Genomic DNA, 15,971 nt, shown 5'->3' with positions numbered 1-15,971 from the left:
GTTCAAACCCTTTCGCTGGCCGCGGACATCCGGCTGCGCGCCGCCGTGGGCGCGCCGCGGTAGAACGGCAGCATGCGCTCGAGCACGCTGTCCAGACTGGCGTGGCGCTCGATCGCGGCGCGCGCCTGTTCACCCAGTTCGCGACGCCGTTGCGGCGCAAGCGATGCCGCCTCGATCAGGCAGCGCGTCAGTTCAGCGCGGTCGCCCGGCTCGAACAGCCAGCCGTTGATACCGGTACGGACCAGGTCCTCGCTGCCGCTGATGCGGCTGGCGATCATCGGCAGCCCGCTGGCCATGCATTCGAGCAGGGTGTTGGACAGACCTTCGACGGTGGAGGGCAGCACCCCGAAATCAGCGTCGGCCAGCAATCGCTCGACGTCGCTGCGGTGCCCGGTGAATTCGACGCCTGACTCGATGTCCAGCACGTGCGCGCGTTGCTTCAGCGCCGCCTCCAGTGGTCCGCCGCCGACGATGCGCAACTGCGCACCCGGATGCACCCGCAACAGTTCGGCAAACGCCTCCAGCAGCATGAACAGGTTCTTGGCGGTGACCAGTCTACCGATGAACACGAAACGCGGGTGCTCACTGCCGGTGCCGGCGGACGCGTTGAATCGGGACAGGTCGACCGCATTGGGAATCGCCGCGATGCGGTGCGGCGGGATGCCCCGCGCCGCGAGCGCTCTGCCGATCCTGCCGCTGATCGCCTGCCACGCATCCGCGCGTCGCAGGCATAGGTAAAGCGATCGATTCAAGGCGGATGGACGTGGCGCCAGCGTGCCGCTTTCGAACTCGGTCGCACTGGCGACCTTGACCACGACCTGGGGTTTGGCGAGCCAGCTTCCGAGCAGGGCTGCCACCGCGCCGAGCCGGCGCGGAGAATGCACGTGCCAGGCGTCGTAGCGATCGCGCCTGGAAATCAGGAACAGGAACAGGCGGATCATCAGCCACACCCCGCCGACCAGATGCAGGCGCGGATACGGCAGCCGGCAGACCGGCACGCCATCCAGGCGCCCGGCGCGCTGTTGCACGCCGCCTGGAGTCAACGGCGCGAGCACCGTCACCCGATGGCCCCGCGCGCGCAACGCCCTGGACAGCGTGCGGACCTGCATTTCCGTGCCGCCGCCCTGCAGCGGCGGGTAAGCGGCGTCCAGCAGCATCAGGACGTGCAGCGGCGGGCGGGGGTCAGTCATCGGTGCAACTCCGCATTGTTCGGTTTGGCCGACGCCGGGCTCGCGTCCGGCGGTGGCTCGTTCCTGGCCGGTGCCGAGGGCGGGTCCGGCCTGGCCGGGCGGCGCGAGGTGGGCGCCAGGCAACGCTCGTACACCGCCACCGTGGCGGCGACCATCGCGGCGATTCCGTAGGTGCGTCCGACATAGTCGCGCGCCTGCAGTGACAGCTTCGATCGGATAGCGCCGTCTGCGCAGAGCCTGGCCATGTTTGATGCCAGGCCGTGGGCGTCGTCCGCGGCGAACAGCAGGCCGGTACGCTCGTGCTCGATCAGTTCGGGGGTGCCGCCGACCGCCGAGGCGATCGCCGGGCAGCCGGCCGCCATCGCCTCCAGCAGGGCGTTGGACAGCCCCTCGAAGTGCGACGGCAGCACCAGGAAGTCCGCGCCCTGCATCAGCCTTGTGGCGTCGTCGCGCTCGCCGAAGAAGCGCATGTCCAGCGCGACCCCGGACGCGGTCGCCATCCGCTGGGCCTGGCGGCGCAGCGGACCGTCGCCGACCAGCCCCAGCCACGGCCGCTGGCTCGGCGGCAACATGGCCATGGCCCTGATCAGGCATGGCAGGTTCTTCTGCGGCACCAGGCGGCCCACGAACAAGGCGAACACGCGGCCGGCCGGCACGCCTACTTCCGCGCGCAGGATCTCGCGCTGTGCAAGCCCGAGGCGCGCGAGGACCTCCACCCCGTTGGCGATGGTGTCGAAAAATTCCAGCGATCGGCCGGTCTGCTGCGCCGTTACGCGCGCGCCGGCCTCGGAGTTGGCGATGACCCCGGCGCTGCGCCAGAGCACCAAGCGCTTGACCGGCCAGTACCACGCCGGCTTGCCGAGCTGCTGGTTGCGCTCCGAGGCGATGAGCGGCGGGCGACGCCGGCATAGCCAGCTGGCCACCACCGTCCACAGCTCGGCTGTCAGCGAAAAGGCATGCACCAGGTCGTAGTTGCCTTGGCGGAGCAGGCGGTGGAAGTGGCGCAGAAAATGTGGGTCGAAGCGGCCGCGCTTGGGCAGTCGATGCACCGGAATGCCGGCGGCTTCGAGCCGGCCGACCAGGAACGACTCGTTCCTGAAGTAGGCAACTTCCGGCTGCCAGCGGCTGCGATCCAGGCCGGTCAACAGGTGCACGATCTGACGCTGGCTGCCGCCGACCTCCATCTCGTCGATCACCACCAGCAGCCGTTTAGCGGGCATCGGTCGCGGCCTCCGCTGTCAGTGCGTTGGTCATCAGCCGACGCAGCTTCCCGGCCTCGTGGCGGGCGTCGAACTGCTGCTCGACGCGTTGGCGCGCGGCACTGGCGAGCCGGCGCCGCAGTATCGCGTCGCCCAGCAGCCGCTGCAGCGCGCCGGCCAGGACCGGTGCATCGCGCTCGGGTACCAGCAGGCCCTGCTGGCCATCGCTGATCAGTTCGGGAATCCCGGAGGTCCGGCAGCTCACCACCGCGCAGCCGGATGCCATCGCCTCCATCAGCGCCACTGGGATGCCGTCGCGTCCTCCATCGGCCGCCACCTGGCTGGGCAGGGCGAACACGGCGGCCTCGCGCAGCGCGGCACGCACCACTTCCTGCGGCTGCGCTCCGGCCAGTTCGATGCAGTCGTCCAGGCCACGTGCGTGCACCAGCGCCTGGAGCTCGGCGCGCAGCGGCCCCTCGCCGATGATCCTGCAGCGGAACCGCGCGCCGCCGCGCCAGGCCAGCGCGAGTGCTTCGATCAGGGTGTCGAATCCCTTGATCGGATGGAGCCGGCCGACCGCCACGATGAGTTGCCCATTGCGGCCTTCGGGTTGCCACTCGATGTGTTGCAGGTCGACACCGCAATGCACCACCTTCAGCTTCTCGTGTGCCGTGGCGGAGACGTTCCGGTCGAACCACTCGACGTTGTGGCGCGAGATGGTCACCGCCAGCGCGGCGTCCTGGAGCTTGCGCCGCAGCAGGTGGCCGTTGACAAAAATATCGTGGGCGTGGGAGGTGAAACCGAACGGGCGCCGGATGATCCTGCTCAGGGCCCAGGCCGCCGTGGAGGGGTAGTTCGCCCAGTGCGCGTGGATCAGCTCGGGATCGAACTGGCGCAGCCATTCCAGGTGCTCGAGCGCGCGTGCAAGCGCGCCGAGCGACTTCAGCAGCACGCCTGGCTGGCGCCACGTGCCGGCGACGATGGTCGCGGCGGCAGCGAGAATCCGGACCGGGTGGGTCAGCAGCGCCCGCAGGATCTTCCACAGCCCTGCGCCGGATCCCTGCGGCTGGCGCACCCGCTCCAGCAGCGCCGCGGCATCGGAGTGCACCAGCGCCTCCGTACGGCGCTTGAGCGACAGTATCCGCACGTCCACGCCGTCCTCGATCAGTGCGCTGATCTCGCGCACGATGAAGGTCTCCGACCAAGATGGGAACAGCGAGACCATGTACAGCACGCGCCGGGGTGGAACCACGGCCGGGCTTGGTGGGTCCAGTTCGCTGTAGTGCTCCGCGGGCGACTGGTGCACCCGGCTTTTCGCGTCCATCGTGTGCATGTTTTGCTCGTGTTGCGGTGCGTTGTTCAGTGAGTGCTTCGGTGCGTGCCTTTCGGTCCCGCTCGTCCTCAACACAACGTCCCGGCGAAGCCTGCGAGGCCATGTGCTTCGGAAGAAACGCCCACCGGCGTTCATCGATTCCGCGCGCCCACGCGCCGTACCGATGCGCGACACACCGACGCGTCGCTCAACGCAGCGGCGTCCAGGTCACGACTTTTTCGCGCCGGATGAACTTGACCAGACTGATCGCCGAGGCGACGTTGGTCAGTACGAAGTAATACGGCTGCGCCAGCAGGCGGGACTTGCCGAGTACCGGCAGCTGCAGGAAACCAAGCAGCCCCGCAGACAGGGCCAGCACTTGCAGCGCCAGCAGCAGTACGTACTCGCCGCGGCTCGCGAGCGCGATGTTGGCCGCCAACGCGCACAGCCAGAACACCGGTGACAGATACCGCAGCAATTTGTGCGACCACAGCTGCCACGCGAACGTGCCGAAACGCAGCGGATTCAGAAAACGCCGCTGCGTTGCCAATGCAACCAGGCTGCGCAGCGTCACGCGGATGCGCATGGCCAGCTCGCGGTCGGCACGGTCGAGTGTTTCCTCGGTGCAGGTCGCTGCCGGCTCCAGCACCGTGCGAAGGTCCTGCTCGCGCATCACCATGGCGATGACGAAGTCGCTGATCAGGTCGGGGCGAATGTCGCGATAGGCGCTCCGGCGCACGCCGTAGAGGCAGCCGCTAACCCCGATCAACGAGCCCAGCGAACTCTCGGCCACGCGCAATGCTGTCTCATAACCCCAGTACGAGGTTCCGCCTTTGCCGGTCGCATCGTCCTGCCGGGAAATGTAGGTGAGGCGGCCGGCGACGCACCCCACCTCCGGGTCGCGAAACCTGAGCGCGATGGCCTGCAGCGCGTCGCTGCCCAGCGTGGTCGTGGCATCGGTGAAGACCAGGACATCGCCGGATGCGGCGTTGGCCGCGGCGTTCTGGCAGGCGGTCTTGCCCTGACGCCCCTCAACCCGCAGCAGCCGCACCTTCTCCGAGGTGCACTGGCGCACGATTTCGTCGGTGGCGTCGCTGGAGGCATCGGAGGCGACGATGATGTCCAGGCGGTCGTGCGGGTAGTCGAGCGCGAAGATGTTGCGGATCTTCTCGGCGATGTGTTTCGCCTCGTTGTAGGCGGTGATGATCACCGTGATCGAGGGCAGAGCGGCCGCGGGCGCGGCCTCCGGCGCGGGTTCCCGGCTGTGTGCGTCGCGCTGCCGGAACACTCTGCCGAGCAGGATGATCAGCAGCGGGTATCCGAAGTAGATGTATCCGAGAATCCCGATTGCGCCCCAGAGGATCAGTTCGAGCATGGGTCAAGGTCTCCGGTGCGTGACGCGTTTGCGGTCGCTGATGCGTGGGCGGTCGGCGCGCCGATGGGTTGGGGAAGGGCGCGGGCGCCGGTGCGATCGAGCGCGTGCAGGAGGAAGAAGCGCCAGTGCAGGCAAAACCGGAGCCAGGTCCAGCCAGTCGCCGGCGCCGGTGCGCTGGGGCGAGCGGCGTTTCGGGGCGCTGCCGGGCGGACGCGCGTACCCGGAGCGCCGTTGCACCACAACACGGCAACCCTCTGCCTCAGCGCTGATAGGTCACGCTGAGGAGCACGGCGTTGGAGTCGTAGCTGCGGCCGATGGCGGAGCTGTCGCGGTCGCGCCGCTGGAACCCGACCCGTCCGGTCCACTTGCGGGTGAAGCGGTGGGCCAGGGAGACGCTGAACGTGGTGTCGGTATCTTCGCGGTCGACCCGGACGAACTCGCGCTTTTCGCGGCCGCCCTCCAGCGAAAGCGTGAGCCGCGGCCGCAGCCGGTAATCGGCCAGGAGCAACGCACCGGTGCGGTCCTGGCTCTCGACCACGTCCTGCTCCACGTAGCGCATCCGGCGGTGGTAGGGCACCAGTTGCAACGTCAACCGGTCGCCGGTGTGCCGGTAGCGCGCGCGGATCAGGCGCTCGCGGAACACGTTGGGCTCGACCTGCACGTCGGGAACGATGAAATCGGCGAAAGGCCGGCGGTTCGCATCGATTTCCAGCGGGGTGACCAGTGACTGGGTGGCGTCGGTGAGGTGGTAGCGCACGGTCGTGGCGAGCAGGCTGCGTGGGGTGACACGCCAGTTCACCGAGGCGCGGGCAAGCGGTGAAGATTCTTCGAACCCGTCGTCCAGTTCCAGTCGCGAGTAACCCAGGTCGAGCTCGACATCGACCTTGTCCCGCTCCACGGCGGTGCCGAGATAGCCGTCGTACCGCCGGTAGTCACTGGCGCCTCCCTCGAGCTGGAACCTGACGTCGGTCGCCTCCAGGTTCGCCGACAGGCTCGATGTGGAGCTCATCTCACGCAGCACGCGTGCCGCGGCGTTGTAGCGGTCGCTGTCGAACTCCTCGTCTTCTTCGGCATAGCTGTTGCTGTAGCGCAGGTCGAACTGCCCGCGGGTGACGCCGTCAAAGCGCGTGTACAGGCTGGGTCCGGCGACGAATACGTTGATCTGCTGCTGGTTGCCTGGATTGAACGCGGCCAGCTGGTCGATCGGCTGGCGGCTGAGGTAGTCCTGCACCACGAAATCCAGGCGCTCGGGCAGCACGTTGAAGTTGAGCCTGCCGGCGAAGCGCCCGCGAAGCTCGTTCTCGAAGGTGTTGCTGGCGTAATCGAGGTATTCCAAATCGCCGCGCGCGGCCAGCTGAATCCGTCGACCCACCTGCGCGGCCTCGAAATAGAGCGTCGGCGAGCGGACCGTGTCCTCGATCGGATTTGTTTGGCTGAGGTTGATGTTGTCGCTGTGCCGCACCGCGACGCCGACTTCGTAGTCGACGTCGATCGCCCGGGTGGTATCGGGCAATGCAAGCAGCACCGCCAGGACCAGGGTCCCCTTGCGCAAGCCGCGCCAGGAGGTGCGGTTCGCGGAATATCCTGCCTTTGCGCCGGTCATAGGGTCTGCCTCACACGCCTTCGTTGAAGACCACGCCGGCGAATTTCTCCGGATCGAAATTGGCCGCCGCCTGCGCAATCGCCTGCGGCGTGTCGTGGCCGTAGGCCGCCACCAGCACGACCATGTCGGCGAGGTCGGCGAGCAGCCGGGCATCCGGCGCACCGCGCACCGGCGGACTGTCCAGGAACAGGTAGCGGTCCGGATAACGGTTGCGCAGCGAGTCGATCAGCAAGCGCATCCGGAACGAGGTGAAGTATTCGAAATCGACGCTCGGCGTGGCGCCCACCGGGATCAGCCGCAGCCGCGCGATGCCGGTTTCGTAGAACATCTCCTCGATGTCGGCCGAAGGGTCGTCGAGATAGTCGATCAGCCCCCCGCGTTGCGGGTCGATGCGCATGGTGGTGTGTTGCGAGGGCCGCTGCAGGTCGCAATCGATCAGCAGCGCACTGTGCGCCTCATCGAACGCGAAGGTCGCCGCCAGGTTGCGCGCGACGAAGCTGGCGCCACTGCCCCGGCTGACCGGCGCCACCACGGTGGTGATGTTGTGGCCCGCGGCGATTGCCAGCAGCCGCGTACGCAGGTCGCGGAACGCATCAACCTGCGGGTGGAACGAGGCGGTGCGACAGATGATGGAACGGTCCTGCCGCTGCGCGGGAGTAAGCGATGTGGTCTCCACGACGCGAGCCATCGGGCGGTCGGCGACGGCTTGTTTGTCGCGGCCGCCGCGGTCCAGCGAAACCATGTCTGGTCGGTTCATGCGTGCGCCTTATCTGAGGATCAAAGCGAGCGTGTAGGCCACGGGCACCATCAGTGTCAGTGCTGCTGCCATGGCCAGGCGTTTGTTGGAGCGTTTACGCCGGCGCCCGGTGATGTTGCGTGGTATCGAGGCCAGCACCGGCAAACCGGCGGCCTGTTCGATCTGTGCGGCGCTGCGTACCCGTGGATCGGCCCTGACCCAGGCGAACAACAGTGCCAGCGGTATCGCCACGGCAAGCAACAGGCCTGCCGCGCCGATGTGCATCAGGCGCAGTCCGGTCGCCTGCAGCGGCACTTCGGCAGGTTCCTGGATGCGAAAGCTCAGGTCGCCGTGTGCGGCATCCAGGTACATCGCCATGCGTGCGTTTTCACGGCGCTCGAGCAGGTCGCGGTACATGTCGCGGCTGGTCTCGAAGGTGCGGGTCAGTTCCGCCAGTTCGCCTTCCATGGCCAGCAGCCGCTGGTTGCGCTCACGTTCCACCGCCATCAGCTGCTCGCCGAAGGCCAGGCGGGCGGACGAGGCGGCACCGCGGCTGCGTGCTTGCGCAAGTTGACCGCTGATCGAGCTGTACACCGGCGAGGACGAGGCTTGCACGGCCGCTACCGGGTTGCGGCTGGGGGAGGCCAGTTCGCGCTGCAGCTCGGTTTCCAGATCCTGGATCTGATGCTCGATCCGGACCACGTCGGGGTGCTGGTCGGTGTAGTTCAGGCCGAGCCGGTCACGTTCGGACTGCAGTTCACTCAAGCGCGCGCCGATCTGCGAGGCGCGTGCCCCGGCGATCCCGTTCGAGCCCACGTTGGCCAGGTGCGACTGCAATGCCTGCGCCTGGGCCTGTTGGTCGACCGCCTCCAGGCGGGCCCGGTCGGTCTCGCGCAGCAACTCGGTGATCCGCTGCTCGGAGTTCTCGGTGCTGCCGGGCAGGGCATCCGGATTGGCCCGGTAGTACGCGACCAGTTCGCTCTCGGCTTCGGTGAGCTTCTCGTGGTACTGGTCGGTCTGCTCGTCGATGAACTGGAACGCCGTGCGGCTCAGTTGTTCGCGCTCTTGCAGGTTTTCCTGGATCACCGCGTTGGCAAGGCGCTCGGTGACCTGGTGGGCACGTTGCGGGTCCTCGTCGCTGTAGCTGATCTTGATCAGGCCGGGATTCATGTTCGGACTGGCGATCGTGGTCCGGGCCATGATCTGGTCGCGCAGTTTCTCCCGCTCCAGCGGCGTGGGATTGGCCGCCGTCCAACCGCCGACCTCCAGCACGTCATCGAGCACCTTGCGGCTGAAGGCGATCTCGCGCGCGATGCCGGCGTGGTCGACCGGGGCGCCGGACGAGGACCGGCGCTCGGCCACCGGCTCGATGATGTTGTTCTCCTGGACGCGGACGGTGCTCGAGGAGGTGAACTTCTTCGGCGCCATCGCACCCAGCACGAGCGCGGCCAAAGCGATCGTTGCGAACATCACCGCCAGCAGCAGCGGGCGCCGGCGACCTTCCTCCATCGCCATCGGCAGTAGGGGGACCACCGCAGAGCTCCGCTGCGGCGGCCGCCATTCGACTAGATGGTTACTCACAGCGCGCGCTCTGCCACGGTGATGACGTCGCCGGGCGCAACGTCGAAGTTGGTCGACAGGTCACCGCTGTTGAGGATCTGCTCCAAGTGCACCGTGTAGTTGCCGGTTTCGCTGCCGTTCTTGCGATACAGGCTGGAGCGGTCCGCTGCGGCGAACTCGGTGACGCCGCCGGCGGCCAGCACCGCGTCGAGCACGGTCATGCCGGGACGGTACGGGATCGACACCGGCTGTCGCACCGCGCCGGTGACGCGGACACGGGACAGGTACTCGTGGCTGCGCAGTTCGCTCAGGATCACGGCGACCTGCGGATCGCGGATGTAGGTCGAGAGACGCTCCTCGATGTCCTTGGCTACTTCCGGCGGCGTGCGGCCGCCAGCGGAAACATCGCCGAGCAACGGCACCGAGATCATTCCGTCGGGACGGACCGGACCGGTGCTTTCGAGTTCCGGATTGCGCCACACCGACACGGTGACGACATCATCGACGCCGATCTGGTAAGGCTCGGCTGCCGCGGTGTCGACCGGTGGCGGACCATTGCCGGCGCTACCGGATGTGGCGCAGGCGGCGAGAAGGACAGACAACGATAGAGCGAGCAGGACAGTGAGTAGGTTTTTCATGTGGGTCATCTCCAGGTGCCACCCAATGGAACGGAGCAGGCATGTGGTCCCGGCCAAACCGGAAGGCAGGCCGCGTGCGGCGCAGACGCCGCCATTGCTATGCGCGCCGCTGTCGCGATGACATCGGCATTGATCCGTCTCCACGGCACAGCGCACACAGGGTGAGCGATACCGCTGCTCGGTCCTTGCTGCATCACACGTTCTTCGAGCCACAACATGTGTGGCTGCATGGGCCGCGGAATGCCGGCTGGTCGAGTTCGAGCGAAGCCGGGGAAATCCGCCAAGAAAACGGTTACACCCGACTCGCCCCCACGCACTTGCAACTTCACGCGCCATTGATGTCTCGGCGTAGGTGAAATCGTGGTGACGACAGTCGAAACGCAGCCGCGCATGCCGCCGATGCAGGGTTCAGATTCCTGACCGTGGCGAGGCCGCGGTGCGCGATCGAGCGCGTTGGCAGAAGCAAGTGTGGCCACGTTGTGCGATCGCATTGCGCAAGTGCGCCCATCAGGCCGATGCACACGGATTGTCCACACGGACCGCAGTGTTCCGCGCGGCCTCCTTGGTGCCGCGGCCGAACCCGACCATCAATTCCTTGAGGATGATCAATGCGAGTTCTGGTATCCGGCGGTGCGGGATATATCGGCAGTCACACCTGTGTGGTCCTGGCCCAGCGCGGACATCGCGTCACGGTCGCAGACAGCCTCGTCAACAGCTCTCCCGGCGCACTGCGACACCTGGCGCGGGTCATCGGCGCACCGGTGGATTTCCACCGCGTCGACCTGCGCGACCGCGATGCGCTCTCGGAACTCTTCGCCACCCACTGCTTCGATGCCGTGATCCACTTTGCCGGCTTGAAGGCGGTGGGTGATTCGTGCCGGCGTCCGCTGGAGTACTTCGACAACAACATCAGCGGGACCATCGTGCTGCTGCAGGCGATGCAGGACGCCGGCGTGCGGCGGATGGTGTTCAGCTCGTCGGCAACCGTGTACGGCGATCCCGAGCGGGTGCCGGTGCAGGAAGATGCACGGCTGCAGGTCACCAATCCGTATGGCCGGACCAAGCTGGTGCTGGAGCAGCTGATCAGCGACGTCGGCGGCGCCGATGATGCGTTCCGCGCGGCCACGCTGCGCTATTTCAACCCGGTCGGCGCGCACGCCTCGGGGCTGCTCGGCGAAGACCCGGCGGGCGTGCCCAACAACCTGATGCCCTACATCTGCCAGGTCGCGGTGGGCCGGCGCAGGAAGCTGTCGGTTTTTGGCGGTGACTACCCGACCATCGACGGCACCGGCGTGCGCGATTACCTGCACGTGGTCGACCTGGCGCGCGCGCACGCCGATGCACTCGAGTGCCTGGAGCGCACCGACCGCAACGTCACCGTCAACCTTGGCACCGGCCGCGGCATCAGTGTGCTGCAGTTGCTGCAGGCATTCGAGCGCGCGTCGGGGCGCAAGATCCCCTACGAGATCGTCGATCGCCGGCCGGGCGACGTGGCCGAGCTGTACGCCGACCCGGCCCTGGCGCAGCAGCTGCTGGGGTGGCGCGCCGAACTGGACGTTGATGCGATGTGCCGCGACGCATGGCGCTGGCAATCGAAGCACCCCCAGGGCTATCGCGACCCGGTCTCGCTGCCGTTGGTGCCGACCCTGGCCACGGTCCGCTCCCGGCCCCCGGAACTCGAACCGGCCCGCGAAGTACGCGCGCCGGTGGGCGGTGCCAAGAAAACAGGCACCGGAGAAGCCACCACCCGGTTCTAGCCCGGCACTGCGCGCCCCTGCCATGCGGCAGTGGCGCCGCAACGGGGACAGCGCTGGGTGCTGTTCAATCCAGCAATGCTTCGGCCACACGCGCGGGTTGCGCCATCCAGCCGAAGTGATCGGCCGACACGCCCAGCGCCTGCGCATCCAGCTCGACCGTCGACACCCGCGCACGCGGCATTTTCGACAGCAGGAACCGCAGCGACGACGCCGGGGCCAGCCAGTCTTCGGCCAGGACCACGGCGCGCACGGCCGGCGCCAGCTGGGACATCGAACCATCAAGATCGAGGTCGCCATCCGGCGTGGCGTAGCGCCCGCTCAGCGCGGTTGCGGCCCAGTCGTGGATCAGGCTGCGCGCTTCTTCCCCACCGAAGCCGATCCGGCGGCCGGGCAGCGCGCCGCAGCGATCGCTCAGCCACGGCAGGAACCGGTACACCAGCGGCAGCCAGTAGCGCGTCGGCGGCGGAAACGCGCGCCAGTACGGCGCGCCGCTGGCGACCAGCCACAACCGCCGGGCTGTGTCGGGCGCCAGCGCCAGACGGCAGCAGGCCAGTTGGCCGCCCAGGCTGTGGCCGCCGATGATGCGTGCGGCCCCGGGTGCGGCTTCCGGCAATGCGTCGAGCATCGCCGCTTCGCTGGTCGGCAGGTCGAGCGTCAGCAACTGCCGATAGCCCCAGTCCCGGGTCCGTGACGGGCGCAGATCGCTGCTGCCGTTGCCGCGCCACTCGTGCAGGAACACCGCGACGCCGCGTTTCGCCAGCGACTCGGCAAACGGCAGGTAATGCCGCGCGGCCACGCCCAGCGCTGGCAGCCACAGCAGCGATGCGACCGGTTGCTCCGGGAGGCGGGCCAGCAACGTGAACGCGTGGCCGTCGGCAGCCTCCAGCGGCATTTCCAGTGAGCGCAACTCGTTCATGGGTCCGTTGCCGACTGCCGCGTCGCCGCACCCAGATGATCGAGCACGACGACGTCGCTTCGGCCCGGCCGGTAACCGCGCCGCAGTGCATCGGACACGTAGTCGGTCGCGGCCGCGCAAGCGCCCTGCAGCGAGCTGCCGCGGCACAGGTGCGCCGCGATCGCCGAGGCCAGCGTGCAGCCGGTGCCGTGGCCGGCGAGGTCCAGCCGGCGATGCGTGAATGCGGCGGTGCCATCGGCATCGTGGAAGCGGTCGATCACCTCGTCGCCTTCGTCCAGGTGCCCGCCCTTGAGCAGCACCGCCTGCGCGCCGAGGCCGCGCAGCTCGGCCAGCGCGGCGCGTGCGGCGGCGGCATCGGCAATGCGCCGGCCGAGCAGCAGCTCGGCCTCGGGCGTGTTGGGCGTGACCAGCGTGGCCAGCGGCAGCAGGCGCTTGCGCAAGGCATCCAGCGCATCGTCGGCTAGCAGCTTTGCACCGGAGGTGGCCACCATCACCGGGTCGAGTACCACGTGCGGCGGACGGTGGGTTTCCAGCGCATCGGCCACCGTGGCGATGACTTCGGCCGAGGCCAGCATGCCGAGCTTGACCGCGCCGATGCGGAAGTCGGCGAAGCAGGCGTCGATCTGCGCACGCAAAAACGCCACCGGCGGTACGTGCACCGCGGTCACCCCGCGCGTGTGCTGCGCGGTCAGGGCGGCGATCGCGCTCAACCCGTGCACGCTCAGCGCGGCGAAGGTCTTGAGGTCGGCCTGGATGCCGGCGCCGCCGCCGGAGTCGGAGCCGGCGATGGTCAGGGCGCAGAGCGGGCGGGTGTCGGGCGGGGTCGTCATGACGGCATTGTCGCGTCTTTCGACGGCGTTGCTTGGTAGGAGCGGCTTCAGCCGCGATCGAAAAATCGTTGGGGTCGATCCGATCGCGGCTGAAGCCGCTCCTACAGATGCAGGATGAGGCGCTACAGCACCTCGGACGCGTAATCGGCCAGGCGCGATCGCTCACCGCGCCGCAGCGTGACGTGTGCGCTGTGCGGCCAGTTCTTGAACCGGTCCACCGCGTAGGTCAGGCCCGAGGTGGTCTCGGTCAGGTACGGCGTATCGATCTGCTCGACGTTGCCCAGGCAGACGATCTTGGTGCCCGGACCGGCGCGGGTGATCAGCGTTTTCATCTGCTTGGGGGTGAGGTTTTGCGCCTCGTCCAGGATCAACCAGCGGCTCAGGAACGTGCGCCCGCGCATGAAATTCAGCGAGCGGATCTTGATCCGCGAGGCGAGCAGGTCGTTGGTCGCCGCGCGGCCCCAACTGCCGCCTTCCTGGTTGTGGGTGAGCACCTCCAGGTTGTCGGTCAGCGCGCCCATCCACGGCGTCATCTTCTCCTCCTCGGTGCCGGGCAGGAAGCCGATGTCCTCGCCTACGCTGACCGTCGCGCGGGTCATGATGATCTCCCGATAGCGCTGCTGGTCCATGGTCTGGGCGAGCCCGGCCGCGAGCGCGAGCAGGGTCTTGCCGGTGCCGGCGGTGCCGAGCAGGGTGACGAAATCGATCTCCGGATCCATCAGTGCGTTGAGCGCGAAGTTCTGCTCGCGGTTGCGTGCATTGATGCCCCACACCGCGTGCTGGCTGTGGCGGAAATCATCGACGATCTGCAACGTCACGCGGGCATCGGTGACCCTGGAGACAGTGAGCTGGGATTCGTCGTCGCCGGGCAGGTACAGGTACTGGTTGGGATACCACTCGTCGTCATCGGCGCGGCTGATCTCGTAATAGGTCCGGCCCTTGTCGGTCCAGGACTTGAGGTCCTTGCCGTGGCGCTGCCAGAAATCCTCCGGCAGCGCAGTGGCGCCGGTGTAGAGCAGGTCGAAATCGTCGAGCGCGCGGTCGTTCTCGTAGTCTTCCGAGGCGATGCCGGCGATCGCGGCCTTGATCCGCAGGTTGATGTCCTTGGAGACGAACACCACCGGCGCGTCTGGCTGGCTTTCCTTGAGCGCCAGGATCGCGCCGAGGATCGCGTTGTCCGGTACCACCGCGCCGAAGCGCTTGCCCGCGTCGAAGTTGTCGGTCTGGAAACGCAGGCAGCCGATGCTCTGCGCGCTGCGCAGCTGCAGTCCCTGTGGCCGGCTGAGCGCGATGCCCGAATGGATCCGCTCGGTGCCCGCGGCCTCGACCAGTTCGTTGAGAAAGCGGCTGACCTGACGCGCGTTGCGGCTGGCTTCGGAGGTGCCCTTCTTGCCGTTGTCGAGTTCCTCGATCACCTGCATCGGCAGGTAGACGTCGTGCTCCTCGAACTTGAACAGCGCGGTCGGGTCGTGCATGAGCACGTTGGTGTCGAGCACGTAGATCCGCTTGCTTCGTGTCATTCCAATGCCTCGTGGCGGTGGGCGGGGGCGGTGGGCGGGTGGGGTGGTGGAACTACGGCAGTGCGGCGTATGCCGGGCAGGGACAGGCCACCACGGACCCGCGGGGCGGCGTGGTGGAGAAAGATGACATCGGGGAGATCACTGAGCTGCGGCCGCCCCTGGCGTGCCTGCAGCGCCGGACAAGCCGCTCAGTGCATCCAGCACGGCCTGCGCGTGTCCGGGCACCTTCACCGGCCGCCATGACCGGGCGATGACGCCCTGTGGGTCGATCAGGAAAGTACTGCGCTCGATGCCCATCACCTTGCGGCCGTACATGTTCTTTTCCTTGATGACGCCGAAGGCATTGCACAGCGCCTCGTCCGGATCGCTGACCAGGTCGAATGCGAATCCCTGTTTGGCGCAGAAGTTCTGGTGCGACTTGAGCGAATCACGCGACACGCCGAGCACCACGGCGTCGAGTTGCCTGAACTGCGGCAACAGCGCGTTGAAGTCCCGCCCTTCGGTGGTGCAGCCCGGCGTGCTGTCCTTCGGATAGAAGTACAGCACCAGCCACTGATGCCGGTAATCGCAGAGGCGGGCGGTCTCGCCGCTCGACAGGGCCAGGGGCAGATCGGAGGGCGCGTTGTTGCCGTGGATCGAGTCGCCGGTGTCGAGCATCTTTACGTTCGCTCCTGTGCTTTCAATGCTGCTGTTGCGTCGTCATTTCACCGGAAAATGCCAGGCGGACAGCATCAGAACTTCATCGGATCCATGATCGCGTCGAGGTTGAGGTGGTCGCAGAATTCCAGGAAGTCATCGCGCAGCGCGGCGATATGCATGCTCGCCGGCACGCCGACCGTCACCTGCGCCGAGAACATGTCCGCGCCGGTCTGCATCGCCCGGTAGCGCGTGCAGTGCAGGCTCTCGATGGTGATGCCCTGGCGGTCGAAGAAATCGGCAAGCTGGAACGCGATGCCCGGCTTGTCGGCCGCCACCACCTCGACGATGTACGGCAACAGGTCCGAGCGCACCTGCTTGGCGCCGGTCCGGTACCAGTTCAGCTTCAGGTCTTCCTCGCGCTCCAGGCGGGCCAGCATCGCCTCGAGCTTGGCGATCGAATCCCACGAGCCGATCGCCAGCGCGGTCACCGAGACATCGCGGCCGACGGTGGACAGGCGGGCATCGACCAGGTTGCAGCCGCTGTCGGCGATCCGGCGCGACACCGACAGCAGCGGCGACTCCGGATGCGTCGTGTAGGCGTTGATCAGGAGGTGGTTTTCATTCGGCGACGGCCGGGAATCAGAGTCAGTCAAGGCGGCGCCTGCGTGTGGGAGCGGTGTATATCCGGACGAACCG

The 15,971-nt window shown here is 67.5% G+C and carries 14 protein-coding genes; 1 reads left to right on the top strand and 13 read right to left on the bottom strand.

The features are described from left to right. Nucleotides 1-2: 2 nt before the first annotated feature. The 8 genes from ACJQWM_RS02755 to ACJQWM_RS02720 form a co-directional block, all read right to left on the bottom strand. Nucleotides 3-1,190 (bottom strand): glycosyltransferase family 4 protein, encoded by a 1,188-nt coding sequence (locus ACJQWM_RS02755; protein ID WP_332704885.1) that lies wholly within the window; start codon nt 1,188-1,190, stop codon nt 3-5. Beyond that, nucleotides 1,187-2,410 (bottom strand): glycosyltransferase, encoded by a 1,224-nt coding sequence (locus tag ACJQWM_RS02750; protein ID WP_332704883.1) that lies wholly within the window; start codon nt 2,408-2,410, stop codon nt 1,187-1,189. Before ACJQWM_RS02750 ends, ACJQWM_RS02755 begins: the two co-directional genes overlap by 4 nt. Continuing rightward, nucleotides 2,400-3,722, bottom strand: coding sequence for a glycosyltransferase (locus ACJQWM_RS02745; RefSeq protein WP_411306651.1), 1,323 nt, complete (start codon nt 3,720-3,722; stop codon nt 2,400-2,402). Before ACJQWM_RS02745 ends, ACJQWM_RS02750 begins: the two co-directional genes overlap by 11 nt. A 187-nt stretch (nt 3,723-3,909) precedes the next feature. Then, nucleotides 3,910-5,076 carry a glycosyltransferase family 2 protein gene (locus ACJQWM_RS02740; protein WP_332704878.1) on the bottom strand — a complete coding sequence of 389 codons (1,167 nt, stop codon included), beginning with the start codon at nt 5,074-5,076 and terminating at the stop codon, nt 3,910-3,912. 259 nt (nt 5,077-5,335) lie between these two features. Beyond that, nucleotides 5,336-6,679, bottom strand: coding sequence for an outer membrane beta-barrel protein (locus ACJQWM_RS02735; RefSeq protein WP_411306650.1), 1,344 nt, complete (start codon nt 6,677-6,679; stop codon nt 5,336-5,338). 10 nt (nt 6,680-6,689) lie between these two features. Continuing rightward, complete coding sequence (locus tag ACJQWM_RS02730) at nt 6,690-7,436, bottom strand: P-loop NTPase family protein (protein WP_332704874.1); 747 nt, start codon at nt 7,434-7,436, stop codon at nt 6,690-6,692. 9 nt (nt 7,437-7,445) lie between these two features. Continuing rightward, nucleotides 7,446-8,948 (bottom strand): XrtA system polysaccharide chain length determinant, encoded by a 1,503-nt coding sequence (locus ACJQWM_RS02725; protein ID WP_332704872.1) that lies wholly within the window; start codon nt 8,946-8,948, stop codon nt 7,446-7,448. Between the two features lie 44 nt (nt 8,949-8,992). Continuing rightward, nucleotides 8,993-9,613 (bottom strand): XrtA/PEP-CTERM system exopolysaccharide export protein, encoded by a 621-nt coding sequence (locus ACJQWM_RS02720; RefSeq protein WP_332704870.1) that lies wholly within the window; start codon nt 9,611-9,613, stop codon nt 8,993-8,995. Between the two features lie 608 nt (nt 9,614-10,221). On the opposite strand from ACJQWM_RS02720, the gene galE reads away from it, so the two are divergent. Continuing rightward, nucleotides 10,222-11,370, top strand: coding sequence for a UDP-glucose 4-epimerase GalE (gene galE / locus ACJQWM_RS02715; protein WP_332704868.1), 1,149 nt, complete (start codon nt 10,222-10,224; stop codon nt 11,368-11,370). 64 nt (nt 11,371-11,434) lie between these two features. On the opposite strand, the gene ACJQWM_RS02710 is transcribed toward galE, so the two are convergent. The 5 genes from ACJQWM_RS02710 to ACJQWM_RS02690 form a co-directional block, all read right to left on the bottom strand. Further along, the gene (locus tag ACJQWM_RS02710) at nt 11,435-12,286 is read right to left on the bottom strand and encodes an alpha/beta hydrolase family protein (protein ID WP_332704866.1); all 852 of its coding nucleotides are present in this window, start codon (nt 12,284-12,286) and stop codon (nt 11,435-11,437) included. Continuing rightward, complete coding sequence (gene thiD / locus ACJQWM_RS02705; protein WP_332704864.1) at nt 12,283-13,116, bottom strand: bifunctional hydroxymethylpyrimidine kinase/phosphomethylpyrimidine kinase; 834 nt, start codon at nt 13,114-13,116, stop codon at nt 12,283-12,285. Before thiD ends, ACJQWM_RS02710 begins: the two co-directional genes overlap by 4 nt. A 122-nt stretch (nt 13,117-13,238) precedes the next feature. After that, nucleotides 13,239-14,636 (bottom strand): PhoH family protein, encoded by a 1,398-nt coding sequence (locus ACJQWM_RS02700; RefSeq protein WP_332704862.1) that lies wholly within the window; start codon nt 14,634-14,636, stop codon nt 13,239-13,241. Nucleotides 14,637-14,774: 138 nt separating this feature from the next. Then, nucleotides 14,775-15,293, bottom strand: a complete 519-nt coding sequence (locus tag ACJQWM_RS02695) for a peroxiredoxin (protein WP_332704860.1) — start codon at nt 15,291-15,293, stop codon at nt 14,775-14,777. A gap of 74 nt (nt 15,294-15,367) precedes the next feature. Then, nucleotides 15,368-15,928, bottom strand: coding sequence for a glycine cleavage system transcriptional repressor (locus ACJQWM_RS02690; protein ID WP_332704858.1), 561 nt, complete (start codon nt 15,926-15,928; stop codon nt 15,368-15,370). Nucleotides 15,929-15,971 lie beyond the last annotated feature (43 nt).

The organism is Novilysobacter longmucuonensis (assembly GCF_046600735.1).
GTDB classification, from domain to species: Bacteria; Pseudomonadota; Gammaproteobacteria; order Xanthomonadales; family Xanthomonadaceae; genus Novilysobacter_A; species Novilysobacter_A longmucuonensis.
This window is presented reverse-complemented; position numbering and strand designations above follow the sequence as displayed.

Bases quoted from the DNA above. Each gene is read 5' to 3' on its own strand.
- ACJQWM_RS02700 (WP_332704862.1), bottom strand. From the start codon at position 14,636: ATGACACGAAGCAAGCGGATCTACGTGCTCGACACCAACGTGCTCATG.
- ACJQWM_RS02755 (WP_332704885.1), bottom strand. From the start codon at position 1,190: ATGACTGACCCCCGCCCGCCGCTGCACGTCCTGATGCTGCTGGACGCC.
- ACJQWM_RS02730 (WP_332704874.1), bottom strand. From the start codon at position 7,436: ATGAACCGACCAGACATGGTTTCGCTGGACCGCGGCGGCCGCGACAAA.
- ACJQWM_RS02735 (WP_411306650.1), bottom strand. From the start codon at position 6,679: ATGACCGGCGCAAAGGCAGGATATTCCGCGAACCGCACCTCCTGGCGC.
- galE (WP_332704868.1), top strand. From the start codon at position 10,222: ATGCGAGTTCTGGTATCCGGCGGTGCGGGATATATCGGCAGTCACACC.
- ACJQWM_RS02695 (WP_332704860.1), bottom strand. From the start codon at position 15,293: ATGCTCGACACCGGCGACTCGATCCACGGCAACAACGCGCCCTCCGAT.
- ACJQWM_RS02745 (WP_411306651.1), bottom strand. From the start codon at position 3,722: ATGCACACGATGGACGCGAAAAGCCGGGTGCACCAGTCGCCCGCGGAG.
- ACJQWM_RS02710 (WP_332704866.1), bottom strand. From the start codon at position 12,286: ATGAACGAGTTGCGCTCACTGGAAATGCCGCTGGAGGCTGCCGACGGC.
- ACJQWM_RS02740 (WP_332704878.1), bottom strand. From the start codon at position 5,076: ATGCTCGAACTGATCCTCTGGGGCGCAATCGGGATTCTCGGATACATC.
- ACJQWM_RS02720 (WP_332704870.1), bottom strand. From the start codon at position 9,613: ATGAAAAACCTACTCACTGTCCTGCTCGCTCTATCGTTGTCTGTCCTT.
- thiD (WP_332704864.1), bottom strand. From the start codon at position 13,116: ATGACGACCCCGCCCGACACCCGCCCGCTCTGCGCCCTGACCATCGCC.
- ACJQWM_RS02750 (WP_332704883.1), bottom strand. From the start codon at position 2,410: ATGCCCGCTAAACGGCTGCTGGTGGTGATCGACGAGATGGAGGTCGGC.